26 protein-coding genes are annotated in these 24999 nt (G+C 72.7%); 13 read left to right on the top strand and 13 right to left on the bottom strand.

The window, feature by feature from the left end:
- Window positions 1–69: 69 nt before the first annotated feature.
- The gene (locus ACRB68_RS07250; protein ID WP_328593873.1) at window positions 70–402 is read left to right on the top strand and encodes a TraR/DksA family transcriptional regulator; all 333 of its coding nucleotides are present in this window, start codon (window positions 70–72) and stop codon (window positions 400–402) included.
- A gap of 12 nt (window positions 403–414) precedes the next feature.
- Here the strand turns inward: ACRB68_RS07250 and ACRB68_RS07245 are convergent, their stop codons facing one another.
- On the bottom strand, window positions 415–1272 hold the full coding sequence (locus ACRB68_RS07245) for a class I SAM-dependent methyltransferase (RefSeq protein ID WP_328593872.1): 858 nt from the start codon (window positions 1270–1272) through the stop codon (window positions 415–417).
- A 382-nt stretch (window positions 1273–1654) separates the two neighbouring features.
- On the opposite strand from ACRB68_RS07245, the gene ACRB68_RS07240 reads away from it, so the two are divergent.
- The 7 genes from ACRB68_RS07240 to bsaP all read left to right on the top strand — a co-directional run bounded on the left by ACRB68_RS07240 (window position 1655) and on the right by bsaP (window position 8533).
- Window positions 1655–2266, top strand: a complete 612-nt coding sequence (locus ACRB68_RS07240; RefSeq protein ID WP_328594077.1) for a sigma-70 family RNA polymerase sigma factor — start codon at window positions 1655–1657, stop codon at window positions 2264–2266.
- 2 nt (window positions 2267–2268) lie between these two features.
- Window positions 2269–2568, top strand: coding sequence for a mycothiol system anti-sigma-R factor (rsrA, locus tag ACRB68_RS07235; RefSeq protein ID WP_153531346.1), 300 nt, complete (start codon window positions 2269–2271; stop codon window positions 2566–2568).
- A gap of 116 nt (window positions 2569–2684) precedes the next feature.
- The gene (locus ACRB68_RS07230; protein ID WP_153531345.1) at window positions 2685–3602 is read left to right on the top strand and encodes an NAD-dependent epimerase/dehydratase family protein; all 918 of its coding nucleotides are present in this window, start codon (window positions 2685–2687) and stop codon (window positions 3600–3602) included.
- A 423-nt stretch (window positions 3603–4025) separates the two neighbouring features.
- Entirely contained in the window at window positions 4026–5372 is a 1347-nt protein-coding gene (locus tag ACRB68_RS07225) for an HD-GYP domain-containing protein (RefSeq protein ID WP_153531344.1), read from the top strand.
- A 53-nt stretch (window positions 5373–5425) separates the two neighbouring features.
- A complete protein-coding gene (locus ACRB68_RS07220; RefSeq protein WP_153532396.1) occupies window positions 5426–6757 on the top strand; it encodes an HD-GYP domain-containing protein in 1332 nt (443 codons plus the stop codon).
- A 190-nt stretch (window positions 6758–6947) separates the two neighbouring features.
- Window positions 6948–8285: an acetyl-CoA carboxylase biotin carboxylase subunit gene (locus tag ACRB68_RS07215; protein WP_328593871.1), complete on the top strand. Its 1338-nt coding sequence runs from the start codon at window positions 6948–6950 to the stop codon at window positions 8283–8285.
- Between the two features lie 56 nt (window positions 8286–8341).
- Complete coding sequence (gene bsaP / locus ACRB68_RS07210; protein WP_235958770.1) at window positions 8342–8533, top strand: biotin synthase auxiliary protein BsaP; 192 nt, start codon at window positions 8342–8344, stop codon at window positions 8531–8533.
- A gap of 9 nt (window positions 8534–8542) precedes the next feature.
- On the opposite strand, the gene ACRB68_RS07205 is transcribed toward bsaP, so the two are convergent.
- Window positions 8543–9040 (bottom strand): GNAT family N-acetyltransferase, encoded by a 498-nt coding sequence (locus ACRB68_RS07205; RefSeq protein ID WP_328593870.1) that lies wholly within the window; start codon window positions 9038–9040, stop codon window positions 8543–8545.
- Between the two features lie 150 nt (window positions 9041–9190).
- Between ACRB68_RS07205 and ACRB68_RS07200 the strand changes: the two genes are divergently transcribed.
- Window positions 9191–10879: a carotenoid oxygenase family protein gene (locus ACRB68_RS07200; protein WP_153531341.1), complete on the top strand. Its 1689-nt coding sequence runs from the start codon at window positions 9191–9193 to the stop codon at window positions 10877–10879.
- On the opposite strand, the gene ACRB68_RS07195 is transcribed toward ACRB68_RS07200, so the two are convergent.
- Entirely contained in the window at window positions 10876–11622 is a 747-nt protein-coding gene (locus tag ACRB68_RS07195; protein WP_153531340.1) for a heme-degrading domain-containing protein, read from the bottom strand. The two genes, ACRB68_RS07200 and ACRB68_RS07195, sit on opposite strands and share 4 nt — an antisense overlap.
- 144 nt (window positions 11623–11766) lie before the next feature.
- On the opposite strand from ACRB68_RS07195, the gene bioD reads away from it, so the two are divergent.
- Both bioD and bioB read left to right on the top strand, forming a co-directional pair.
- Window positions 11767–12498, top strand: coding sequence for a dethiobiotin synthase (gene bioD, locus ACRB68_RS07190; RefSeq protein WP_328593869.1), 732 nt, complete (start codon window positions 11767–11769; stop codon window positions 12496–12498).
- Window positions 12495–13490, top strand: a complete 996-nt coding sequence (bioB, locus tag ACRB68_RS07185) for a biotin synthase BioB (protein WP_328593868.1) — start codon at window positions 12495–12497, stop codon at window positions 13488–13490. Before bioD ends, bioB begins: the two co-directional genes overlap by 4 nt.
- A 368-nt stretch (window positions 13491–13858) precedes the next feature.
- On the opposite strand, the gene ACRB68_RS07180 is transcribed toward bioB, so the two are convergent.
- The 3 genes from ACRB68_RS07180 to ACRB68_RS07170 form a co-directional block, all read right to left on the bottom strand.
- Window positions 13859–14536 (bottom strand): Uma2 family endonuclease, encoded by a 678-nt coding sequence (locus ACRB68_RS07180; protein WP_153531338.1) that lies wholly within the window; start codon window positions 14534–14536, stop codon window positions 13859–13861.
- Window positions 14537–14652: 116 nt separating this feature from the next.
- Window positions 14653–15462, bottom strand: a complete 810-nt coding sequence (locus ACRB68_RS07175) for a GntR family transcriptional regulator (RefSeq protein ID WP_328593867.1) — start codon at window positions 15460–15462, stop codon at window positions 14653–14655.
- Window positions 15463–15499: 37 nt separating this feature from the next.
- Window positions 15500–16672: an aminotransferase class I/II-fold pyridoxal phosphate-dependent enzyme gene (locus tag ACRB68_RS07170; protein WP_153531337.1), complete on the bottom strand. Its 1173-nt coding sequence runs from the start codon at window positions 16670–16672 to the stop codon at window positions 15500–15502.
- Between the two features lie 65 nt (window positions 16673–16737).
- On the opposite strand from ACRB68_RS07170, the gene ACRB68_RS07165 reads away from it, so the two are divergent.
- A complete protein-coding gene (locus ACRB68_RS07165; protein WP_328593866.1) occupies window positions 16738–18381 on the top strand; it encodes a sensor histidine kinase in 1644 nt (547 codons plus the stop codon).
- 139 nt (window positions 18382–18520) lie between these two features.
- On the opposite strand, the gene ACRB68_RS07160 is transcribed toward ACRB68_RS07165, so the two are convergent.
- Together ACRB68_RS07160 and ACRB68_RS07155 are read right to left on the bottom strand one after the other, a co-directional pair.
- Window positions 18521–18781 carry a WhiB family transcriptional regulator gene (locus tag ACRB68_RS07160; RefSeq protein ID WP_153531335.1) on the bottom strand — a complete coding sequence of 87 codons (261 nt, stop codon included), beginning with the start codon at window positions 18779–18781 and terminating at the stop codon, window positions 18521–18523.
- A gap of 293 nt (window positions 18782–19074) precedes the next feature.
- On the bottom strand, window positions 19075–20016 hold the full coding sequence (locus ACRB68_RS07155; protein ID WP_328593865.1) for a diacylglycerol/lipid kinase family protein: 942 nt from the start codon (window positions 20014–20016) through the stop codon (window positions 19075–19077).
- Window positions 20017–20096: 80 nt separating this feature from the next.
- Here ACRB68_RS07155 and ACRB68_RS07150 point away from each other — a divergent pair, with 80 nt between their 5' ends.
- Window positions 20097–20555, top strand: a complete 459-nt coding sequence (locus ACRB68_RS07150; protein ID WP_235958768.1) for a hypothetical protein — start codon at window positions 20097–20099, stop codon at window positions 20553–20555.
- A gap of 472 nt (window positions 20556–21027) precedes the next feature.
- Here ACRB68_RS07150 and ACRB68_RS07145 read toward each other — a convergent pair whose 3' ends face one another.
- From ACRB68_RS07145 to sodN, 5 genes are all read right to left on the bottom strand, one after another.
- A complete protein-coding gene (locus ACRB68_RS07145) occupies window positions 21028–21831 on the bottom strand; it encodes an RNA polymerase sigma factor SigF (protein ID WP_328594076.1) in 804 nt (267 codons plus the stop codon).
- A gap of 14 nt (window positions 21832–21845) precedes the next feature.
- The gene (locus tag ACRB68_RS07140; protein ID WP_407924278.1) at window positions 21846–22274 is read right to left on the bottom strand and encodes an ATP-binding protein; all 429 of its coding nucleotides are present in this window, start codon (window positions 22272–22274) and stop codon (window positions 21846–21848) included.
- Window positions 22275–22422: 148 nt separating this feature from the next.
- Window positions 22423–22914, bottom strand: coding sequence for a GNAT family N-acetyltransferase (locus tag ACRB68_RS07135; protein WP_153531334.1), 492 nt, complete (start codon window positions 22912–22914; stop codon window positions 22423–22425).
- Window positions 22915–22957: 43 nt separating this feature from the next.
- Window positions 22958–24376: a M1 family metallopeptidase gene (locus ACRB68_RS07130; protein ID WP_153531333.1), complete on the bottom strand. Its 1419-nt coding sequence runs from the start codon at window positions 24374–24376 to the stop codon at window positions 22958–22960.
- 153 nt (window positions 24377–24529) lie between these two features.
- Entirely contained in the window at window positions 24530–24934 is a 405-nt protein-coding gene (sodN, locus tag ACRB68_RS07125) for a superoxide dismutase, Ni (RefSeq protein WP_328593864.1), read from the bottom strand.
- Between the last annotated feature and the right edge of the window lie 65 nt (window positions 24935–24999).

Genomic DNA, 24999 nt, shown 5'->3' with positions numbered 1-24999 from the left:
GCGGCGGGGGCGCGGTCAGCGGTGACATCCCCCCGTTCCCGGGGCCTACCGGGAGGAGTCCAGCGCACCGTGGACGACGCCACCCCCCGCTCCCGCCTGGAGACCATGCTCGCCGAGCTGGACCGTTCGATCGCCATCTTGAAAGGGGAGCACCCCGGACGGGAGGCCTCGGCCGCCGACGCCGGGACGAACCTGACCGACAGCGACCGCGTCGAGGCCGCCCTGACCTCCATGGAGCGGCACCGGGCGGCCGTCCTCGCGGCGCTGGCGCGGCTCGACGAGGGCAGCTACGGGCGCTGCGCCGGCTGCGGGAAGCCCGTCCCCGAGGGCCGGCTGGAGGCGCGTCCCGACGCCGCCCGCTGCGTGCCCTGCCAGGCCAGGCACGACCGCGCCATGCGCTGAGCCGCCCAGCGGTCAGGACCGGCGCGCGCTCGCCAGCAGCTGCACGCCGAGCGAGTCGTCGCCGACGGGGGCGGTCAGCTCGGTGCGCACCAGCGGCTCCAGCGTGCCCGGGGAGCGCTTCAGCAGGTGCTCCACCGTCGACGGCGACAGCACCGTGCGCGGCCGCACCCACTCCACGTCCAGGCCCGCGTCGACCAGCAGCTCGCGCAGCTGGTCGCCGCCGAAGCAGCGGGTGATCGTGCCGTCCGGCCAGGGGATCAGCAGCACCTCGGCGGCCGGCACGTCCGACAGGTGCGCCCAGTAGTTGCGCTCGGCCAGCAGCGCCATGCCGAGGGTGAGCGAGTCGACCGACAGCAGCAGCCGCCCGCCCGGCCGCAGCACCCGGGCGATCTCGCCGACCGCGGCCTCGGTGACCAGCTGCCGCGACAGCGCCCGGTTCTCGGCGATCACCGCGTCCACGCAGCCGTCGGCCAGGAACCCCAGCGTGCCGGAGTCGGCGATCACCCGGTGCACCTGCCCGGGGGGCCGGCCGCGGTGCCCGTTGCGGGCGTGCGGGCCGGGCCGGTCCTGGGGGGCGTGCGGGGGCTGGGGAACGTGCGGGGCGTGCGGCGCCGGGGGGCCGGGCGGCGCGGGCGGCCCGGGCTCCAGCACCTCGATCACGGTGTGCCCGGCGGTGGCGGCCTGCGCGGCGCTGCGCCCGGCGCCGCCGGACACGTCCAGCACCCGCGCGGGCCGGGCGGGCAGCCATTCGGCCAGCTGCGCCTCGGCCACCGCCCAGTAGAAGTCCCAGTAGAGCGCGAGAGGGTCGCCGTCGCCGGGCCCGCCGGACAGGCCGGCGGGGGCGGTGGGCTCGGGAGGACGCGCCGGCACCGGTAGCAAGGGTTTGCTCCTGTTCTAGCCGTGTATGTGACTTCTTCCCCGTCCGGGCCGTCATCACCCTCCGTGCAGAACGGGAGGTGATCCACCGGCGGCGCGCGGGTCCTGCCCTCGACTCCTGTTCCCCGCGCTCCGCGCCACGTGCGCCCGGCCGGGAATCGTAACGCCGTTACCGGTGTTGCACCGTCTCACAACCTGTCCTGCAGTGCCGCCGCGCGATGGAGGATCCTTGATGAGCGCACTCGTTGCCGAACGACCGGAGGCCGTGGTCCGGCCGCCGGCCGGCGACGCGACCGCACCCGGAGGCGTCCCGGTGCCGCGCGGACCGATATCGTCTGTGTCCTACGACGCCACCGGCGTCGCCACAGCCGAGGGGGTGGGTCAGGTTCCGGGCACCGCGGAAACCGTGGAGCAGCGCCAGGAGCGGTTCCAGCGCGATGTGCTCCCGTTCTTGGACCAGTTGTATTCGGCCGCGCTGCGCATGACGCGCAACCCCGCCGATGCCGAGGACCTCGTCCAGGAGACCTTCGCCAAGGCGTTCGCGTCCTTCCACCAGTTCAAGGAAGGCACCAACCTCAAGGCGTGGCTCTACCGGATCCTGACCAACACCTTCATCAACTCCTACCGCAAGAAGCAGCGGCAGCCGCAGCAGGCGGCGACGGAGGAGATCGAGGACTGGCAGCTGGCGCGGGCGGAGTCGCACACCTCCAGCGGCCTGAAGTCGGCCGAGGCCGAGGCGCTGGAGCACCTGCCCGACTCCGACGTCAAGCAGGCGCTGCAGGAGCTGCCCGAGGAGTTCCGCATCGCGGTCTACCTCGCCGATGTCGAGGGCTTCGCCTACAAGGAGATCGCCGAGATCATGGGCACGCCCATCGGCACGGTGATGTCGCGGTTGCACCGGGGGCGCAGGCAGCTGCGCGGGATGCTGGAGCACTACGCCGAGGGCAGGGGACTGTCCCGGACGTCGGCGAACGGGAAGGGTGAGTAGCCATGAGCTGTGGCGACCCTCACGAGACGCCCTGCACCGAGGTGCTGGCGCGTGTCTACACCTACCTGGACGGGGAGCTCGACCAGAGCGGCTGCGGTGAGATCAAGCAGCACCTGGACGAGTGCGGCCCGTGCCTGCGCGAGTACGGCCTGGAAGAGGTCGTCAAGAAACTGGTGGGCAAGTCCTGCGGCTGCGAGCCGGTGCCCGGCGACCTGCGGGCCAAGGTGCTCGGCCGGATCGAGCAGCTGTGCAGCGAGATCAAGCAGGCCGACGCCCCGGCCGAGGCCGCCGACGCGGGCTGACCGCCCCGGGACGACCACCACGGGCTGACCGCCCCGAGCTGACCGCCCCGAGCTGATCACCCCGAGCTGACCACCACGGGCCGGTGCGGCCGCCCCGACCTCGGTATCGTGCGGGGATGCGCGTACTCGTCACCGGCGCCGCCGGGTTCATCGGCTCCCATCTCGTCGACCGGCTCGTCGCCGACGGGCACGAGGTCGCCGGCCTCGACGACATGTCCGGCGGCGCCAACGAGCGCGCGGACGTCGAGCTGTGGCGGATGGACGTGGCCGACCCGGCCCTCGCCGGGCGGCTCGCCGGGTTCGCCCCCGAGGTCGTGTGCCACCTGGCGGCCCAGGTCAGCGTGCGCAAGAGCGTGGACGACCCGCGGCACGACGCCCGCGTCAACGTGCTCGGCACCGCCAACGTGCTGGAGGCCGCCCGCGCCGCCGGCGCCCGCAAGGTGGTGTTCACCTCCAGCTGCGCGGTGTACGGGGTGCCGGACGCGCTGCCGGTCCCCGCGGACGCCGAGCTGCGGCCCGCCTCGCCGTACGCCGCGTCCAAGGTCTCCGGCGAGCTGTACGCGCGGATGTACCGCAGGCTGCACGGGCTGGACTTCACCACGCTGACCCTCGCCAACGTCTACGGGCCGCGGCAGACGCCCGAGGGCGAGGCCGGCGTCATCTCGATCTTCACCGACGCGCTGCTGGCGGGCCGCCCGACCACGGTGTTCGGCGACGGCACGCAGACCCGCGACTACGTCTACGTGCTGGACGTGGTGGACGCCTTCGCCCGCGCCGCCGGCCCCGACGGCGGCGGGCGGCGCTTCAACGTCGGCACCGGCCTGCAGACCACCGACCGCGAGCTGCACACCCTGGTCGCGCGGGCGGCGGGCGCGCCCGACGACCCCGCGTTCGCGCCGCCGCGCCTCGGCGACCTGCCCGCGATGGCGGTCGACCCGGCGGCGACCGAGCGCGAGCTCGGCTGGACGGCCCGGACGGACCTGCGCGCGGGCCTCGCCGAGACCGTCCGCTGGGCCCGCGAGCGGACGGGCTGACCGATGGCGGCGGTGAAATTCATGGCCACGTCAAGAATGCACGTGCAAAGCGTTTGTGCGCACACTCTCGGTCCATTTTCGGGGCCATTGGTGACACGTGGTGACGATTAGTTCACGCTTTGCTCACGATTCCCGTCATGCCTGTGTGACCTGCGTCTCTCGCGTTAGGCTTGGGCCGAAATCAGTGAGGGGGACCGGGTGCGCCCCCGCCCCGGCGGAGCTCGCCCGTCCGGGCCGGTACGGCCCGGGGTCCCCATGCGCCTGGGGGGAGAATCGCAGTCATGCTCGGTCTCGTGCGGATCGGTCGCGGCACCTGCGGGCAGGCCGGGGCACCGGCGTCGCTGATATCCAAGCCCATGGGCGTGTCCTGGGTCTGACGACCCGCGGCGGCCCGCTCATGAGTCACTCCCGACGGAGGCGGCGATGCGTGGACTCCCTCTGGCTGCCTGGGTGTACGTCTGCGGGGTGGTCGCGCTGGCGGCCTGCCTCATCGCGACGGCGCCCCTCACCGCCCTGGACTGGCGCACGCTCGCCGTGCTCGCCGTGCTGTTCCTGGTCTGCGACTCCGCGCCCGCCCGGCTCAACGTGGCGCGCGCCCGCGTCTCGCTGAGCTTCGCGGCCGGCCTGGCCGCCGTGGTGCTGCTCGGCCCGGCCGGCGCGGCGGTGCTCGGCGCCGTCGCCGTCGTCACCGGCCAGCGGATCTTCGCGCCGGTCAAGCGGCTGTTCAACGGCGCGCAGTTCGCGCTCAGCGGCTACACCGCCGGGGTCGTGTTCGACCTGCTCGGCGGGCACCGCTTCGAGCGCGGCCAGGGCGACTGGGTGGTCAGCGTCATCGGCCCCTTCCTCGGCGCGCTCTGCGTGTTCGTGCTGGTCAACCTGACGCTGACGGCCGGCATCCTGCTGCTGGCCAAGCAGGAGACGCCGCGGGTGCTGCTGCGCGAGAGCGGCCAGCTCGCCGTCGGCTGCCTCGGCTACGGCATGTTCGGCCTGCTCATCGCGGGCCTGTGGCCCGGCATCCAGGCGTTCGCCGCGGTGCTGGTGCTGCTGCCGCTGTTCATCGCCCGCTGGGCGTTGGAGCAGGCGCACGCCCAGCAGCAGGCGCACGCCGCCACCCTCGCCGCGCTCTGCCAGGCGGTGGAGACCAAGGACTACTACACCCGCGGCCACTCCGAGCGGGTGTCGCGCGGCTCGGTGATGATCGCGCAGGAGATCGGGATGCGCGCCGACCGGGTCGAGGCGATCCGGATGGCGGGCATGCTGCACGACGTCGGCAAGCTCGGCGTGCCGACCAAGGTGCTGCAGAAGGACGGCCCGATGACCGAGGAGGAGTTCGCCGCGATCCAGCTGCACCCGATGCGCGGGCTGGAGATCGTCCGCGAGATCGGCTTCCTGGACGAGGCGCTCGCCGGGATCATGCACCACCACGAGAAGATGAACGGCCGCGGCTACCCGATGGGCCTGGCCGGCGACGAGATCCCCGAGTTCGCCCGGGTCATCTCGGTCGCCGACGCCTTCGACGCGATGACCTCCACCCGCGCCTACCGGGCCGCGCGCAGCGTCGAGGAGGCCGTCCAGGAGCTGCGCGCCAGCGCCGGCGACCACTTCGACCCCGAGATCGTCGAGGCGTTCCTGCGCGCGCTGGAGCGCGACGGCTGGGAGCTGCCCGACCCGCCGGTGCTGCCCGACGACGACGTGGTGGAGACCACCCGCCAGGACCACGACGACCCGAGCGAGCCGATCCGCGTCGCCCGCGACGGGGTGCCGCGATGACGATGCGGATGGATCCCCGGCGGGCCCGCGCCGGGGCGCTGGCCGCCGGCCGGATGGAGACCGCGGGGCGGCCCGGCTGGCAGACCGTCGACTCCGGCCAGGTGCTGCTGGCCGCGTTCGCCGCGCTCGGCGTGCTGGTGTCGGTCACCGAGGTCGCGGTGGTGCACCCGGTGCAGACCGACGTCGCGGTGGTGTTCGGCGTGCTGATCGCGCTCGGCGAGCTGTTCCGGATGGTCATGCCGGGCAACCGCGAGGTCGCCCCCGTCGCCGCCGCCGGCGCCATCGGCTACGCGCTGCTGGTCGGCGTCGGCCCCGAGGGCGGCGGCCGCATCGCCGCGCTCGACGTCGTCCCGGCCGTGCACTCGGCGTTCCAGGTGGTGGTGGTGACCGCCGCCGGGATGGCCGTCGGGTCGCTGCCGCACGTGCTGGTCGGCCGCGCGTTCCGGATGGACGCGATGGCCCGGCGGCTGATCACCGTCGCGCTCGTCGCGGTGTGCTTCCGGCCGCTGCTCGCGCTCGGCCTGGACTGGCCGCTGCTGCTCGTGCTGATGGGCATGGTCGTGGTGGCGTCCTGCTTCGCCGACGTGCTGATCGCCGCGATGATCCGGGCCGAGGCGGTGCGGGCCCGGTTCGGCATCGCGGTGCGCGACGAGATCTCGGTCAAGGCGCCGCTGTGCGCGGCGACCAGCGCCACCGCCATGCTGATCGCGGTCGCCACCACGGTGATGGGCCCGGCCGCGCTGCTGGTGTTCACCGTCCCGATCCTGGTGACGCAGTTCGCGTTCCGCCGCTACGCCGGCATCCGCGCCACCTACCTGCAGACGGTGCGGGCGCTGTCGCGGGTCACCGAGGTCGGCGGGTACGTGGAGACCGGGCACTCGCGCCGGGTGTCGCGGCTGGCGGTCGCGATGGGCCGCGAGCTCGGCATGTCCGAGGAGGACCTGCTGGAGCTGGAGTACGCCGCGCTGATGCACGACATCGGGCAGCTGTCGCTCGGCGACCCGATCCCCGGCGGCGCGACCGTGCTCGCCTCCCCGGCCGAGCAGCGCCGCATCGCCGAGCTCGGCGCCGAGGTGATCCGCCAGACCGGGGTGCTGGACCGGGTCGCGCACATCGTCCGGCTGTCGTCGCACCCCTACCGCACCGGGCACGGCGAACCGCCCGGGCCGGCCGCCGAGCCCGCGCCGGGCCGGCCGCTGCCGCCGCCGCTGGCCAGCCGCATCATCAAGGTCGCCAACGCCTACGACGACCTGGTCGGCGACTCGGCCGACCGCGACCGCGGCGCGGCCGTGCTGGAGCGGCTGCGGCTGGACTCGGCCGCCGAGTACGACCCGGCCGTGGTGGAGGCGCTCAGCCGGGTGGTCGACCGGCGGCCTCGCCTGTGACGGGCCCGCCGCCGCGCGGCACCGCCGCGGGCCGCTCCGCGTTTCCTCCCGTCATGCCCGGGAAGCACCGGCCCTGACGCAACTCGGGACGCGTCCTTGTCGCAGACATGGCCGGTTCGGGGGCCGCGACCCCCCTGACGTCGGCCAGGATGGTGCGGTCCCGCCAGAACCCATGAAGGAGAGTCCGCAGGTGTTCGAGTCCGTCCTCGTGGCCAATCGCGGCGAGGTGGCCAGCCGTATCGTCCACACCGTGCGCGCGATGGGCCTGAAGGCCATCGCGGTGTACTCCGAAGCCGACGCCGGCCTGCCGTACGTGGCCGAGGCCGACGAGGCGATCCTGATCGGCCCGCCGCAGCCCGCGCGCAGCTACCTGAACGCGCCCGCGATCCTGGAGGCGGCCGTCCGCACCAACGCGCAGGCGATCCACCCCGGCTACGGCTTCCTGTCGGAGAACGCCGAGTTCGCCCAGGCGGTGCTGGACGCGGGCCTGGCCTGGGTCGGCCCGCCGCCGCTGGCCATCGCCCGCATGGGCAACAAGATCAACGCCCGGAACCTGATGAAGGAGGCGGGCCTGCCGGTCGCGCCCGGCGTCTGGGAGCCGGTGCCCGACGAGGACACCGCCGCCGAGGAGGCCGAGCGCATCGGCTACCCGGTGATGGTGAAGGCCGCCGCCGGGGGCGGCGGCATCGGGATGGGCGCCGCCCGCGACGAGGCCGAGCTGCGCGCCGCGTACCGGACGGCCCGCAGCCGCGCCGAGCGCTTCTTCGCCGGCCCCGACATCCTGGTGGAGCGCTACATCGAGGGCGCCCGGCACGTGGAGGTCCAGATCCTCGGCCTGGCCGACGGCACCGTCCTCGCCCTCGGCGACCGCGACTGCTCGGTGCAGCGCCGGCACCAGAAGGTCGCCGAGGAGACGCCCTCGCCCGCGTTGTCGCCCGAACTGCGCGCCCGGATGCTGGCCGCCGCGATCCAGGCCGGCCAGACCGTCGGCTACCAGGGCGCCGGGACGGTGGAGTGCCTGGTCGACCCGGCCGCGCAGGAGTTCTACTTCCTGGAGATGAACACCCGGCTGCAGGTCGAGCACCCCGTCACCGAGCTGGTCACCGGCATCGACATCGTCGAGCAGCAGCTGCTGATCGCGGCCGGCAAGCCCGTCTCCTTCGACGAGCCGCAGCCGTCCGGGCACGCGATCGAGCTGCGCGTGTACGCCGAGGACCCGCGCCGGTTCCTGCCGAGCCCCGGCCGGATCCGGGTGTGGGAGGAGCCGGTCGGCGAGGGCATCCGCATCGACGCCGGGTACGCCGAGGGCAACACCGTCACCCCGTTCTACGACCCGCTGCTGGCCAAGCTGTGCGTGCACGGCGCCGACCGGCCGGCCGCGCTGGAGCGGGCCCGTGCCGCCGTCGCGGCGTTCCGCATCGTCGGCCCGACCACGAACCTGCCGTTCCTGGCCGAGCTGCTGGACGACCCCGAGTTCGTGGCCGGCACCTACGACACCGGGCTCATCGCGCGCATGCGCGCGCGATGAGCCCCCGCGGGGGCCTTCCGGCCACCACGGCGCCGGGTGCGGGTAAGGTGCCGCTCGTGGAGACCTACTGTGACCGGTGCGGCGAGCCCGCCGCGGCCGGCGGGCACGAGACGTGCCTGGTGGCGCGGGCCATGGAACCGCCGCGCTATTGCGCCGAGTGCCGCCGCCGGCTGATCGTCCAGGTGACGCCGACGGGCTGGACCGCGCGTTGTTCGCGCCACGGCGAGGTGCACAGCACCCCGGCCTAGCCCGGCTGGTCAGAAGTCCAGCGCGTAGGTGACCAGGTCGACGCCCGGCAGCGGGGCCCAGTCGCGGTCGGGGGTGCGGACAAAGCCCATGCGCTCGTACATGCGGTGCGCGTCCACCATGTTCCGCTGGGTCGACAGGCGCAGGCCGCGCAGCCCGGCGGCGCGGGCGCGGTCGGCGCACGCCTGCACGAGCGCGCGCCCCACGCCCTGGCCGCGGGCCCGGCCCAGTACGGCCAGCATCCGGAACTCGCCCTCGCCGGGCCCGGCGAGCTCGGCGTAGGGGCTGCCGGGCGGGCAGTAGGCGACGGCCCCGACGAGGTCGCCCGCCAGTTCGGCGACGAGCAGTTCGGCCTTGGCGGCGCGGTCGGCGGCGTCGCGCAGCGTCGCCACGTAGCCGGACGCGGCGTCGATGAGGCCGCTGTGCACGTACACCTCGACGGTCAGCTCGCCGACCTTCGCGTAGTCGGCGGCCCGCGCCTCGCGGACCACGACGGACGTCTCAGGCACCGGTCTTTTCCCCCATTCCGGACATGCTGGGCCGGATCAGGGTACCGGCGGGCCGCCGTGGGAAGCTCGTAGTCGTTAGGGTCTTGACGACGCCCGCGGCGCCCGGTTGATTGGCAGATGGCCGGTCCCCTGCACCGCTCTGGAGGCGTCATGCCGGTTCCCCGCTCCATCCTCGGCAAGGGCGACGTCGCCGACCTGGACCTGGCGGTCGTGGCCGGGGCCTGGCCCGCGGGCCTGACCGGGCACGTCGTGATCAGCACCTCCGACCAGCGCACCCACCCCGTGCACGCGTTCTTCGGCGACGGCATCATGATCCGGCTGGCGCTGCGCCCCGGCACCGACGGCGCCCCCGCGGGCCGGTTCGCGTGGCGGCCGCGCGTCATCGACACCCCGTCGGTCCGGCTGCGCCGCAAGCGCCCCGACCTGTTCACCGCCGGGCCGGTCGGCACCAGTTCGCCGTGGGGGTTCGTCAACGCCGCCAACACCGCGCCGCTGCCGTGGGGCGACCGGCTGTTCGCCACCTGGGACGCGGGCCGCCCCGTCGAGGTCGACCCGGTCACGCTGGGGTTCGTCGCCGAGGTCGGGCAGCGCGACGGCTGGAAGCCCGCGCTGGACCAGGCGGTGCTGCCGCTGGTCTCCACCTCCGCGCACCCGGTCGTCGACCCCGAGCGCGACTGCCTGTGGACGGTCAGCCGCGACGTGATGACCGGCACCGTGTGGGTGATCCGCTACGACGGCGAAGGCAAGCACGTCCGGCGCTGGCGGGTCGAGGACGCGGCGCTGCCGCAGGCCACCCACACCATCACCCAGACCCGCGACTGGCTGGTCCTCGCCGACACCGCCTACAAGGTCGACGCCGAGGAGATCTTCGGCGGCGAGCGGACCGCGGCCAACAACCCCGACGGGCCCGTCCTGCTGATCCGCAAGGACGACCTGGTCCCCGGCCGCGACAGCGTCGCCTGCACGCGGTTCCGCATCGCGCCCGAGGTCAACCACTTCTACGCCCGCTACGACGACTCGGTCGGCATCGACGTCGTCATGGAGCACACGCCGGGTGTCGACATCGGCATGTACCTGCGCGAGGACGACCTGGACGCGTTCGGCCGCCCCGTCGACCCGGCGCTGCGCGGCATGTACTGCCACGGCATGACCCCGGCCCTCACCACCGTGCTGCGGTTCGACCCCGCGACCGGCCGCGTCACCGAGCACGCCCGCGCCCGCGACCCCGAGCGCTGGTGGCAGGCCGAGCTGTCGGCGATCGACTGGAGCATGGAGGGGCAGCTGAACCCCACCCGCCACCACCTGGTCTTCCTCGGCTTCCACCCCGAGGCGGTCAACCAGCGCGCGCTCGCCAACTACGGCGACCGCGTCGACCGCGCGCTGTTCCCCAAGGAGGAGACCCCGGCGGTGCTGGCGAGCCTGGACCGCGACGACCTGAAGCCGCTCAGCGAGTGGACGTTCGCGCTCGACGACTACCCGACCTCGCCGGTCTTCGTCCCGCGCGGCCTCGGCGCGCCCGGCCGCAGCCGGTACGCGGGCGCCGACCCCGGCGGCCACGACGGCTACCTGGTGGTGGCCGTGCACAACGACGACCGGTTCCGCGTCGAGGTCTTCGACGCGGCCGACGTCTCGCGCGGCCCGGTCGCCGTCCTCGCGCCGCCGCACGGCACGACCGTGCCGTTCCTCATCCACGCCGCGTGGATGCCCGCAGCCGTGCCCGCGCCCGCCGGCCTGGACCGGCTGCGCTTCGCCGACGACCTCGACGAGCGGCTGGACCAGCTTGACCCCGAACTGGCCGCCGTCGCCCGCGAGGTCGCGGACGAACTCGACGCCGGTTAGGACCGGGTGAGGTCCGCGCAGGTGGACTCGTCGGGGAGCAGCGGCCGGAGACGCACCGAGTAGACCTTGCCCTCGCTGCGCCAGCGGTCGCCCTGCCCGGCGAGCCGCTGCGCGGCCCCGGCGTCCTTGCCGGTGAGGACCGTGCAGCGGCCGCCGGCGGCCGGCACGCCCTTGCCGAGCGGCGCGTAGGGCCACGGCCTGCCGTAGGCGGACTGGTCGGCCAGTTCCCCGGTGAGCACCGCCAGCCGCGCCGGCGTGTACGCGCGTGCGGGCGCCGCCTGGTCCGACGCCGGCCAGCCCCTCGGGTCGAGCCGCTTCCAGAACCGCACCGCCGGGAGGCCGCCGTGCTCGTTCGGCTGGGCGACCTTGGTCGTGGCGCCCTGGAAGCGGATCTGCAGCACCAGCGCGTCGGACACCTCGGGGGAGTCGACGCTCCTCGGCCGGGCGAGGCCGGCGGCGCGCGCGTCGGCCAGCAGCCTGCGCAGCGCCTCCGGTCTCAGGCGGTACTCCTTGCCGCCCGCGACCGCGCGCCCGTCCCCGTACAGGGAGAACTCCGGCATGGTGCCCGGACCGCCGAGACCGGCGATGCCCCCGGTCATCCGCCAGCGCAGCACCAGCCCGTCCCCGGAGACCGGCTCGGGCGTAGCCGGCAGCGCGGAGTACGACTCCTTCGGCCCCGGCCTGTCACAGGCGGTGAGCGCCGCCCCCGCGACGAGCGCCACCACGATCCCCCGTCCGAACACGTTCCTGAGTGATGCGGATGGATCGGCCATACGCCTTGGACGGCCCGCCGGAACCGCCGGTTCCCGGCCCGTACAAAAAGGCGCCGCCAAGACTGTGGGGATCGGCTGGCGCCGCCGGTCCGGGCGCGCGCTACTCTGCGGCACGTGAGTGTGCTCGTGGTGACCGGGACCTGCACCGGGGTCGGCAAGACCGTCGTCACCGCCGCCCTGGCCGCGCTGGCCGCGGCGCGCGGGGCGTCGGTCGCCGTCGTCAAACCCGGCCAGACCGGGATGCTCCCCGGCGAGGCCGGCGACCTGGACGACGTGCGCCGGCTCGCCGCCGTCGACGACCTGCACGAGTTCGCGCGGTTCCCCGACCCGCTGTCGCCGGCCGCCGCCGCGCGGCACGCCGGGCTGCCGCCGGTGCGCCTCGCCGACGTGGCGGGCCGCGTCCGCGAGCTGGCCGGGACCCGCGACCTGGTGCTGGTGGAGGGCGCGGGCGGCCTGCTCGTCCGCTACGACGAGGAGGGCGCCACCATCGCCGACCTGGCGCGCTGGCTCGGCGCCGCCGCCGTCGTCACCGCCCGCGCCGACCTCGGCACCCTCAACCACACCGCGCTCACCCTGGAGGCGATGGCGCACCGCGGCGTCCAGCTCGCCGGCGTGGTGATCGGCTCCTGGCCGGCCGCGCCCGACCTGGCCATGCGCAGCAACATCCGGGACCTGGAGACCATCGCGGCCCGCCCGCTCGCCGGCGCGCTGCCGGCCGGCGCGGGCGCCCTGGACCCCGCCGAGTTCCTGACGGCCGCGCACGCCGCGCTCGCCCCGGCGTTCGGCGGCTCTTTCAACGCTGCTACCTTCCGCGACAGCAATGGCCCCAACAAGGAGAACCAGTGACCGACATTCTCGAGGTCGCCCGCCGCCAGGTGCTGGAGGAGGGCACGGGGCTGACCGCCGCCCAGGCCCTGGAGTGCCTGACGCTGCCCGACGACCGGCTGGAGGAGCTGCTGGCGCTCGCGCACGAGGTGCGCATGCGCTGGTGCGGCCCGGAGGTCGAGGTCGAGGGGATCATCTCCCTGAAGACCGGCGGCTGCCCCGAGGACTGCCACTTCTGCTCCCAGTCGGGGCAGTTCGAGTCCCCGGTCCGCTCGGTGTGGCTGAACATCCCCGAGCTGGTCGAGGCCGCCAAGGAGACCGCCAAGACCGGCGCCACCGAGTTCTGCATCGTCGCCGCCGTCCGCGGCCCCGACGAGCGCCTGATGAGCCAGGTCCGCGACGGGATCAAGGCCATCAACGAGGCCGTCGAGATCAACATCGCCTGCTCGCTCGGCATGCTCACCCAGGAGCAGGTCGACGAGCTCGCCGCGATGGGCGTGCACCGCTACAACCACAACCTGGAGACGGCCCGCTCCCACTTCCCCAACGTGGTCACCACCCACTCGTGGGAGGAGCGCTGGGAGACCCTGCGCATGGTCAAGGAGGCCGGGATGGAGGTGTGCTGCGGCGGCATCGTCGGCATGGGCGAGACCGTCGAGCAGCGCGCCGAGTTCGCCGCCCAGCTCGCCGAGTTGGAGCCCGACGAGGTCCCGCTGAACTTCCTGGCGCCGCGCCCGGGCACCCCGTTCGCCGACATGCCCCTGGTCGAGGGCACCGAGGCCCTGAAGACCATCGCCACCTTCCGCCTCACCCTGCCGCGCACGATCCTGCGCTACGCCGGCGGCCGCGAGCTCACCCTCGGCGACCTCGGCACCCGCGGCGGCATGCTGGGCGGCATCAACGCCCTGATCGTCGGCAACTACCTGACGACGCTCGGCCGCCCGGCGGAGAAGGACCTGGACCTGCTGGTCGAGCTCCAGATGCCCATCAAGGCCCTTTCCAAGACCCTCTGATCAGCCTGCGGAGGTGAGTGCGGCCTCTTCGCGAGGCCGCCTCACCTGCCAGGGGCCATCCAATGCCCGGCCTGTTCCAGGCAGACAAGGGCGTCGGCGCGGGACAGAGCATCGAGCGAGACCTGTACGCAGACGGCATCCGGGTCGTCCGGATCCTCCAGCGGCTCCACAAGCACGTCGGCTTTGTCGGGGGAAGCAGAGGTAATCCCTCATCTCCTCGCCTGTCATCGTCCTGGCGTTCTCGGGATAGACGATGCCGTGGTATCGCACGTGCAGTGTGAGCGGCTTCAACCTGCCTTCGGCAGGGGAGACGGGCTCATCGGATGCCAAGGTGGGCTTGCGCGGATTCGCATTCCGGATATGGAAGATCAGCACTCGTCCCACGTGTTCCAATGCACGGTCGGGATCTCCAGGTCGATGGGTTCCGGGAGGTGGACGGTCTCACTGAACTTCCACGATTCCTCATGCAGATAGGCCGCTGACTCCTCATCCGGGATGGAGTAGAGGAAGGTACGGGCCACCTTCGGGTCGCGGTCGATGAGCAGGTAGTAGGGAATCCCTGACGCGGAGTACAGATTCCATTTGTTCTTGAGGCTCCGTGCCGCAGGCCGCCGGTCGGTCGTCGCATTGCGCGGCGAGGTGATCTCCACGACCAGTTCGACCTGGTCGGCAACGAGTTTCTTCACCCGGTCCCTGCGGACGGCGAGGGCCATCTGCTTGTCGAGGATGCTCAGGTCCGGAACGGGGCCCTTGCGCGCGCCGACGAGGGACACTCCACTGCCGATGTCTGCGTCCCAGGGGAAATCCGGCCGGAGCATGGCGGCGCGATCTATCTCGCGCACGATGTCACGGACCATCCCGTTGTGCTGGGGGGTCGGGGCGGGGGACACGACGACCTCATCTCCGATGACTTCAACCCTCGAACCTTCAGGGATGAAAAAGTGATCACCGAGTTCGTCGTCCACCCAAAGCTCATACAAGTCCGGCAAAGCCGTCGGGTCCTGGTAGCGGACCAGCATGCTCTCCGGCTCGACCTTCGTCTTCACGTTCGGCGACTCCTCCCTCACGATCTGCTCCGGTCATCGTAGGGAACACGTGTTCTGAGCGTACCCAGAACGCAAGGAGCCGTCGCGGAAAGTAAGCGGCCCGCCGCCGAGCAGGCTCAGTGGCGGCGCAGGCGGGTGATGAACTTGTACCGGTCGCCCCGGTACAGCGACTGCGCCCACTCCACCGGCTGTCCCGTGGAATCGAACGCGTGCCGCGACAGCAGCAGCATCGGCAGGCCGACGTCCACCGCGAGCAGCTGCGCGTCGTGCGGGGTCGCCAGGACGGTCTCGATGGTCTCCTCGGCCTCGGCCAGGTGGACGTCGTAGGCCGTCGCGAGCGTCTCGTACAGGGAGCGGTGGCGGGGCAGCTCGCGGCGCAGGCCGGGGAAGCGGCGGGCCGGCAGGTGCGAGGTGTCGATCGACATGGCCTCGCCGTCGGCGAGGCGGAGCCGGTGGATGCGCAGCACACGGCCGCCGGGGCGGATGCCGAGCAGGGCGGCCAGCCGCTCGTCGGCGCTGACGTAGCCGATCTCCAGGATGCGGGTCTCGGGGTGCAGCCCGTGGTGCCGCATGTCCTCGGTGTAGCTGACCAACTGCAGTTCCTGCGACACCTTCGGCTTGGCGACGAAGGTGCCCTTGCCCTGGATGCGCTGCAGGCGGCCCTCGACGACGAGCTCGGCGAGCGCCTGGCGGACCGTGGTGCGGGAGGTCTCGTACTTCTCGGCCAGGGCGCGCTCGGGCGGCAGCGGGCTGCCCGGCGGGAGCGACTGGATCAGCTCGACCAGCAGCTCTTTCAGCTTGTAGTACTTGGGGATGCGGGGGGCCGGGGTGGCGTAGTGCTTGCCGAACTCACCGAGTGAGGCGCGCTCGTAGCCGGCCCGCTCGAATTCGCCCCCGTGCCGGGGCCCGCCCCTGACCTCCGTCACGGCCTCTCCTCACGTTCATCACCGGTTGTCCCCGATGTTACGTGTGAAGACTACGGCCGGTAGAGCGTGCGACCGCCGCCAGGGCTCCGTGGAGCGTTGTGAGGTCGGCCTCGCCCAGTGTGGCACGTGCGGTGATGCGCAGGCAGGCCCGTCCCTTCGGCACCGACGGTGGCCGGAAGCAGCCGACGCGGGCGCCGTGCCCGGCGCAGATCCGCTGCGCGTCGAGGGCGGCGTGCGGTTCGCCGAGGAAGACCGGGACGACGGCGGCGGCCGGCGGGGCCGTCTCCAGGCCGAGCCCGGCGGCCATCGCGGCGATGCGGGCGGCGCGGTCGCGGGCGCGGCCGGGCAGGTCCGGCTCGGCGGCCAGCACGTCCAGCGCGGCGAGGGCGGCGCCGGCGGCGGCCGGGTTCAGGCCGGTGTCGAAGATGAACGCGCGGCCGGTGTCGACCAGGGCGTCGATCACCTCGGGGGCGCCGAGGACGGCGCCGCCCTGCGCGGCCAGCGACTTGGACAGGGTGAGGGTGAGCACCACGTCCGGCTCGCCGGCGAGCCCGGCGGCGTGCGCGGCGCCCGCGCCGCCGTCGCCGACGACGCCGAGCGCGTGCGCCTCGTCCACCACCAGCAGCGCGCCGTGCGCGCGCGCCACCCGGTGCAGCTCGGCGAGCGGCGCGACGTCGCCGTCCACCGAGAAGACCGCGTCGGTGACGACGAGGGCGTCCTCCTCCTCGCGCTCGGCGAGGGTCTGCGCGACGGCGCCGGTGTCGCCGTGCGGGACGACCACCACCCGCGACCGCGACAGCCGGCAGGCGTCCACGATCGAGGCGTGGTTGACCTGGTCGGACACCACCAGCACGCCCGGCCCGGCGAGGCCGGCGACGGCGCCGAGGTTGGCCAGGTACCCCGAGGAGAACACCAGCCCGGCGGCGCTGCCGGTGAGGGCGGCCAGCCGCCGGTCCAGCTCGGCGTGCAGCGCGGTGGTGCCGGTGACCAGCCGCGACCCGGTGGACCCGGTGCCCCACGCGCGGGCCGCGGCGACGGCCCCGGCGACCAGCCGGGGGTCGCGCGACAGCCCGAGGTAGTCGTTGGAGGCCAGGTCGAGCAGGCCGTCGTGGTCGGCGGCGCGCGGCCGCAACGTGCGGCGCAGGCCCGCCTCGGCGCGGCGGTCGGCGGCGGCCCGCAGCCGGGCCAGGGGGTCGCGTGCGGCGGTCATGCCCCCGATCCTGCCAGGTCATCGCCGGGTCGGCGGTACCGGATCGGGTGCGCGATGATTGGAGGGTGCCTACGTTGACCGATCTGGTGCGCGACCACACCGACCTCACCGACAACGACCTGGAATGGCTGCACGCGCTGGTCTCGGACTGGCAGCTGCTGGCCGACCTGTCGTTCGCCGACCTGCTGCTGTGGGTGCCGCTCAGCGCGTCTGCGACGCCGCCCGCCGAGGCGGGCCGGCCCCGCCCCCCGGTGCGCGACGGCGTGCCCGGCTGGGTGGCGATCGCGCAGATGCGCCCGACCACCGGCCCGACGGCCTACCCCGAGGACCTGGTCGGCAAGGTGGTGCGGACGGGCCGGCGCGGCCTGATCGACGTGGCCTGGCGGGAGCGGCGCATCGTGCGCGAGGGCGACCCGGAGTGGGGCAGCGGCATCCCGGTCCGCGAGGAGTCGATCCCGGTCCGGCGCGGCGCCAAGATGCTCGGGGTGATCCAGCGCAGCACGAACCTGTCGTCGGCGCGGACGCCGTCCCGGCTGGAGCTGACCTACCTGCAGAGCGCCAGCGACCTCGCCCAGATGATCGCCGAGGGCCGGTTCCCGGTGCCGGGGGAGGAGCCGAACCTGGTGCGCTCGCCGCGCGTCGGCGACGGCCTGATCCGGCTGGACCGTAGCGGCAAGGTCAGTTACGCCAGCCCGAACGCCCAGTCGGCCTACCGGCGGCTCGGCTTCCCCGCCGACCTGGTCGGGGAGTCCATCGGCGAGGTCACCGCGCGCCTCTGCGACACCGGCGAGCCGCTGGAGGAGGCGCTGACCGTGGTCTTGTCGGGCCGCGCCCCGCGCGAGGTGGAGGTGGAGGCGCACGGGTCGGTCATGCAGCTGCGCACCATCCCGCTGGTGGTCGCCGGCACCCGGATCGGCGCGATCATGCTGTGCCGCGACGTCACCGAGCTGCGCTGGCGCGACCGGGAGCTGATGACCAAGGACGCCACCATCCGCGAGATCCACCACCGGGTGAAGAACAACCTGCAGACGGTCGCGGCACTGCTGCGGCTGCAGGCGCGGCGGCTGCAGATCCCCGAGGGCCGGGCCGCGCTGGACGAGGCGGTGCGCCGCGTCGGCTCCATCGCGATCGTGCACGAGACGCTGTCGCACACCCCCGACGAGCTGATCGACTTCGACGACATCGCCGACCGCGTCATCACCATGGCGGGCGAGGTGTCCACCCCCGAGACGCGGGTGGTGCCGAAGCGGACCGGCTCGTTCGGGGTGCTGCCCGCCGAGATCGCCACCCCGCTGGCGATGGCGCTCACCGAGCTGCTGCAGAACGCGCTGGAGCACGGCCTGGCCAAGCGGGACGGCACCCTGGAGGTCGTCGCCGCCCGCTACGGCGAGGGCGCGCCGGGGCCGGGCGGCGTGCGGGTGTGGGGCGACTGGCCGGGCACCGCCGCCGACGGCGTCGCCGACGGCCCGGCGGCGCCCGCCGAGGGCGAGGGCCGCCGCCTGGTGACGGTCGTCAGCGACGACGGCGTCGGACTGCCCGCCGACTTCGACATGGACAGCAGCGACAGCCTCGGCCTGCAGATCGTGCGCACGCTCATCGTGGGCGAGCTCGGCGGCCGGCTGGAGTTCCGCCGCCGCGACGGCGGCGGCACCGAGGTCGTGGTGGACGTCCCCCTCGACCAGCAGCACCGCCCGGGCCCACCGCGGTAGCGGGAACGACGAGAGCCCGTGGCGGGTGCCACGGGCTCTGGTTCGTCGTCGCGCTGGATGCTGTCCGGCCTGGGGTTCGGACGCGGCGCGGGCTCGGTGCTTCGCGGATCGTGGTCGGGCCGTTCCTGTTCGCGGGCGGTCAGGCGCCGGCGTTGGCGCGGGCCCGGGCGCGGGCCGTGCGGCGCTTCAGCGCGCGGCGCTCGTCCTCGCCCATCGCGCCCCACACGCCCGAGTCCTGGCCGGACTCCAGCGCCCAGCGCAGGCAGGCGTCGGACACGTCGCAGCGTCGGCAGACCTGCTTGGCCTCCTCGATCTGCAGGAGCGCCGGCCCGGTGTTGCCGATCGGGAAGAACAGCTCGGGATCCACGTCACGGCAGGCTGCCTCGTGGCGCCAGTCCATGCGGTCCACTCCTTCGTCAGCGGTGGCGGTCGTCCACTCAACTTGTGAACGGTTTCACATGTCGCGAACACCCCAGGACACAAAAATTTGAGTCATGGGAGATTGTCAGGCGGCGCCGCGGTCAGGGTGCTGACGGCACAGTGGCCCTGTCGGCCGGCGCACTTTGAGCGTGTCAGGGGCGCGCGGGCACACGCAAGGCCTTGGAGAAATGTTTCGCAAAGTATGGGTGTCGCATGTGTCACATCGGCGGGTCGCGACCGTTGCTTTCCTGTTAACAGAAGGCGGGCGCGGCCTCAGATGACGATACGTATCGCCTTCGGCACCGAACGGAAGGTGATGCTCTCCTGCTCGCCCAGGTAATCGCCGTCCAACTGGAAGGCGATCGGACGCTCCGCACGCAGTGTGACCTGCGACGCATCATGCACATTGGTGACATGGCGTCCCCGGACCGGATGGGTGCGCGCCGTCAGCATCCGGCCGACCGTGCCGAGCACCGGCATCGTCCCGAGCGAGCGGACCCCGAACACCTCCAGCCCGCCGGTGAAGTTCGCCTTCGGGCTCGGATTCACCGGAAGGGGGCCGAGAAAGGTCCACGGGGAGGTATTGGAGACGAACGCAAGAAACAAACCCGATTGATCGGGGCGCCCGGGAACTTCCACCGTTAGCGCGGGACGGCGCCGATCGGTTCCGGCATAGAAATGCCGGACGGCGGTGCGCACATACAGCGAAGGGTCGGCGCGGGCGCCCGCCAGGCGCCGCCGCTCCACCTCCCGGACGACCTCGGCGTCCAGCCCGACCCCCGCGCAGAACGTGAAATAGCGGTCGGTGCCGTCCGGCAGCGACGCCGTGCCGAGCCCCACCGTGCGGTGCCGGCCCGCCCGCAGCGCCGACAGGACCGTCCGGATCGCCGCGACGGGGTCGTTGGGCAGCCCGAGCGCACGCGCGAACACGTTGGCGCTGCCGCACGGCAGCACGGCCAGCGCGGGGACCTTCGGCGACGGCCCCTCGGCCAGCAGCCCGTTCACCGCCTCGTTCACGGTGCCGTCGCCGCCGAGCGCCACCACGACGTCGTAACCCTCGACGGTGGCCTGCCGGGCCAGCTCGGTCGCGTGCCCGCGGTGGCCCGTCTCGGCCACGGCCAGGTCGAGGTCGCCGGAGAAGGCCCGCACCAGCACGTCACGGGCGGTTCGGGAGGTGGAGGTCGCCTTGGGATTGGCGATGAGCATCGCGCGCACGGCGTCAGGGTACCGACCGGTCGGCCCTGCCCCGGTTCCGGTGGGGGCCGCACCCGGACAGGCGAGTAGGGTTTCGGGTTGTGTCGAAGCGTCCTGCCACCGTCTACGCCGCCGCCGCCCTCGAGGGCGCGGAGGGCCTCGCCGCCGTCGGATTCGGCGTCTTCGTCGGCGTGGAGACGGCCATCGGATCGGCCGTCGACCCAGCCAGCGCCATCGGCGTCACCGTGCTGGCCCTCGCCGGCGGCATCGCCATGCTGTTCTGCGCCCGCGGCCTGCTGGCCGGCGCCCAGGGCAGCCGCGCCCCCACGGTGCTCACCCAGCTGTTCGCGCTGCCGGTCGCCTGGTCCCTCTGGCAAAGTGACCAGCCTCTCATCGCGATCCCGCTCGGCATCGTGGCGATCGCCACCCTGGTGCTGACGCTCAGCCCCCCGAGCACCGCCTGGCTCGTCCAGGAGCACGACGCGGACGAGGCCGAATCCGGGGGCGAGGACGAGGCCGCGGACTCACCGGCCGGCGGCCCCCAGCGCCACGACTCCTGAGACGGCGGATCTTCAGAGGCCGCGCCCTCTCTGAGCCCGCGCCCTCTCTGAGGCCGCGCCCCCTTTGAAGCAGCGCCCCCTTTGAAACGGCGTTCTTTCTGCGGCCGCGCTCTCCTAGGCAGCGCCCCTCTGAGGGCGCGCCCTTCCAAGCTGCCTCTCCTCTGAGGCCTCTCCTCTGAGGCCGCGCCCTCTTTGAAACAGCGTTCTCTCTGCGACTACGCTCTCCTAGGCCGCGCCTCCTGAGGCCGCGCCCCTGAAGGCGTGCCCTTCCAAGCTGCCTCTTCTCTGAGGTCGGGCCCTTGCGAGGCGGCTTCTCTCTGTGAGGCCGGGCCTTTTCCTGCGCGGCGGCGTCCCTCTGGGAGGCCGAGGCCGCGCCGGGCGGCTTGGGGCTGCGGCTCCTCGGGACGGACCTTCGAACGGCGAACGGGCCCCGCGTGTGTGCGCGGGGCCCCGTTCTTCGTTCTGCGGGCTGTTACTCGTCGGCGGTCAGGCCGTCGCGCAGCTGTGCCAGCGTGCGCGCCAGCAGGCGCGACACGTGCATCTGCGAGATGCCGAGCTCCGCCGCGATCTGCGACTGCGTCATGTTGCCGAAGAAGCGCAGCAGCAGGATCTTCTTCTCCCGTGCGGGCAGCTTCTCCAGCAGCGGCTTGAGGGACTCGCGGTACTCCACGCCCTCCAGCGACTCGTCGATCATGCCGAGCGAGTCGGCGACCGCCGGCGCGTCCTCGTCGCCGGAGTCGGGCGCGTCCAGGGACACCGTGGAGTAGGCGTTGGCCGACTCCAGTCCCTCCAGCACCTCCTCCTCGCTCATCTGCAGGTGCGCCGCCAGCTCGCTGACCGTGGGCGCCCGGCCCTCGCGCTGCGCCAGCTCGCTGATCGCCTTGGTCAGCGACAGCTTCAGCTCCTGCAGCCGGCGCGGCACCCGCACCGCCCAGCCCTTGTCGCGGAAGTGCCGCTTGATCTCGCCGACGATCGTCGGGGTCGCGTAGGTGGAGAACTCCACCCCGCGCTCCAGGTCGAACCGGTCGATCGACTTGATCAGCCCGATCGTGGCGACCTGGATCAGGTCGTCCAGCCACTCGCCGCGGTTGCGGAACCGCCGGGCCAGGTACTCCACCAGCGGCAGGTGCAGCTCGACCAGCTGATCGCGGATGCGCTGGCGCTCGGGGTCGCCCTCGGGCAGTTCGGCGAGCCGTACGAACAGGGCCCGGGCCCGGGCGCGGTCGGGGACCGCGCTCGTGTCGGAGCGCTCTACCGCGGTGCTCTCGCCCGCCACCGTCGTCTTCTCCGTCACGGGGCCCCCGCCGCACCGCGGCGCTTCTGCAGCGTCACGGTCACCCGGTCGTCCGCGCCGGCCTGCGCGTCCACCTCGCCGGCCAGCGACGACAGCACCGTCCAGGCGAAGGTGTCGCGGCTGGGCTCCTGCCCGTCCACCGTCAGCACCGACACCGAGATGCTCATCGCATCGCCGGTCAGCTCGAACTGGCAGGTCAGATCGGTTCCGGGGACCGCCTGCGGAAGCAGCATCGCGCACGCCTCGTCGATGGCGATGCGCAGGTCCTCGATCTCGTCCAGCGTGAAGTCGAGCCGCGCGGCGAGACCGGCGGTCGCCGTGCGCAGCACCGAAAGGTACGCGCCGGCCGCCGGCAGCTTCACGGTCACCACATCGCGCACGGACAACTTCGTACTGGCCGCCATTGCAGCGGTTTCCTCGGTCACGTCACTCCTCGTGGGATGGTCCCGCTGCTTCGAAAGTACCGCCTGCGGGCCGCGGATCGGTCATTCGCCGCGCGTGGCTTTCCCACCAATGTCCGCGCCGACGTGTTCGAACGCGCCGCAAACCGGCATCACGGGAGAAAAACATCACTCACCCCGGCAGTTCCGCCGACCGCTCCCGGGCGAGCGCGGGGATCGCGTCCCCGGTCAGCCGGTAGACGGTCCACTCGTCCTGCGGCCGCGCCCCGGCCGCCCGGTAGAACTCGATCGAGGGGGTGTTCCAGTCGAGGACCGACCACTCCACGCGCCCGTAGCCGCGCTCGTCGGCGATCCGCGCCAGCTCCGCCAGCAGCGCCTTGCCGTACCCCTTCCCGCGCATCGCCGGGTCGACGTACAGGTCCTCCAGGTAGATGCCGTGCCGGCCGAGCCAGGTCGAGAAGGTCAGGAACCACAGCGCGAACCCCACCACCTCGCCGTCGTGCTCCACGACGTTGGCGAACACCTTCGGCTCGGGGCCGAACAGCGCGGCGCGCAGGTCCTCCTCGGTGGCCCGCACCTCGTGCAGGGCGCGCTCGTACTCGGCGAGGTCGCGCACGAGGCGCAGGATGGCGGGCACGTCGCCGGGGGCAGCAAACCTGATCATGCAGCTCAGGCTACCCGCCGCCCCCGGCGGCGCGCTCAGCCGGCTACCAGGTGGTCGGCTTGGTCTGCGTGTACAGCCACGCGTTGAACAGGCCGTCCAGCTGCTTGTGCGAGATCCGCTCGGCCAGCGCCACGAACTGCGCCGTCGTGACGTTGCCGTTGCGGTTGGCCTTCGTCCACGCCTTCAGCAGCGCGAAGAACGCCTTGTCGCCGATCCGCTCGCGCAGCGCCTGCAGCGTCATCCCGCCCCGGTAGTAGGGGGTGAGGGTGAACATCTGGTTCGCGCCCGGGTCGCCCGTCTTGCGGGCGGTCCACAGCTCCTTGTAGTACTTCCAGCTCTCGGGCTGCTTGTACAGGTTGTCGAACGTCTGCTTGGCCGTCGGGCCGCCGTGCTGCTCCTGGTAGAGCCACTCGGCGTAGGTGGCGAAGCCCTCGTTCAGCCAGATGTCCTTCCAGCGCTTGACGCTCACGCTGTCGCCGAACCACTGGTGGGCCAGCTCGTGGACGATGACGTCCTGGTCCGGCTGGAACCCGTAGATCGGCCGGCTCTGGGTCTCCAGCGAGAACTCCACGTCCACGCCGACCCGGATGCCGCCGGTCGACTGGAACGGGTACTTGCCGAAGACCTTCTCCTCCCAGTCGATGGCCTTGATGGTGCCCTCGTGGATGGGCTTCAGCTCGCTCGCGCGGTTCGGCGCGACGGCGGTGATGACGGGCACGCCGCTCGCGGTCCTGCCCTTCTTCACCTGGAACTTGCCGATCGCCAGCATCGCCAGGTAGCTGGCCATCGGCGTCCGCTCGTTCCACACGAACGTCGACTTGCCGCCGCGGGTGGACTCCCCGCCCGGCTCGCCGTTGGACAGCACCTGGGTGCCCTTGGGGACCGTCACCCGGTAGGTGTAGGTCGCCTTGTCCTGCGGGTGGTCGTTGGAGGGGAACCAGGTGGACGCGCCGTCGGGCTCGCTCACCACGTACGCGCCGTCGGGCGTCTTGATCCACCCGAACTTGCCGATGTCGGGCCGCTCGATCGGCTTCGGCGTGCCGGCGTAGACGACCGTCACGTCGAAGTGGCGGCCCTTGCGCAGCCCCTTGGCGGGCTTGACGACCAGCTCCTGGCCGCTGCGCGTGAACCGGGCCTTCTTCCCGTTCACCAGCACGCTCTTGACCGTGAGCTGCTTCAGGTCCAGGTCGAACCGGGACAGGTTCTGCGTCGCGCGCGCCTTGATGCGGGCGGTCGCCTTCAGCGCGTTGCCGGCCGGGTCGTAGTCGAGCGTCAGGTCGTAGTGCCCGACGTCGTAGCCGCCGTTGCCCTCGGCGGGGAAGTAGGAGTCGCCGGCTCCCGGGGCGCCCGGCGTGAAGCCGTGCGGCGCGGCCGACGCCGGCACCGCCGTGGCCAGCAGGCAGGCGCCCGCGGTCAGGGCGGCGGTGCCGAGCCGGGACGAGGTACGGATCCTGGGGGGCATGGATCACCCTTTCTATGACTTGTGCGCCATAGAAGATCACGTCTTGCCGCGTTTGTCAGTGATGTAGACCGAACCGGCAAGGTGACCGGCCCGTACCCATGACGAGGCCCGCCCCCGCGCGCGGCGGGGGCGGGCCTCGGGCAGCTCAGAAGGTCAGGCGGCCTTCTTGGTCTCCCAGAAGATCGAGTCGATCTCGGCGATCTTCGCCAGCAGGTCGTCGGCGACCTTGACGTCGACGCTGCCCTTGGTGCCGGCCGCGCCGGCCAGCTTGGTGGCCTGGTTGAACAGCTCGTTCAGCTGCGGGTACTTCTCGAAGTGCGGCGGCTTGAAGTAGTCCGTCCACAGCACCCACAGGTGCTCCTTGACCAGGTTGGAGCGCTGCTCCTTGATCTGGATGGCGCGGACGCGGAAGGCCGGGTCCTCGTTGGCGTGGTACTTCTCGATGATGGCCTTGACCGACTCGGCCTCGATGCGGGCCTGGGCCGGGTCGTAGACGCCGCACGGCAGGTCGCAGTGCGCGGAGACGGTGGTCTTCGGGCGCAGAAGGTTGACGAGCACCTGATTCCCTTCCCTCGTTACGGATCATGCTCAGGGGACCGACATTACCGTTGTGGCGACCGGCC

The organism is Actinomadura macrotermitis (genome assembly GCF_009604375.1).
Taxonomy (GTDB): Bacteria; Actinomycetota; Actinomycetes; order Streptosporangiales; family Streptosporangiaceae; genus Spirillospora; species Spirillospora macrotermitis.
Note: the sequence above shows the minus strand (reverse complement) of the source record. Positions and strands in the feature narration are given on the sequence as shown.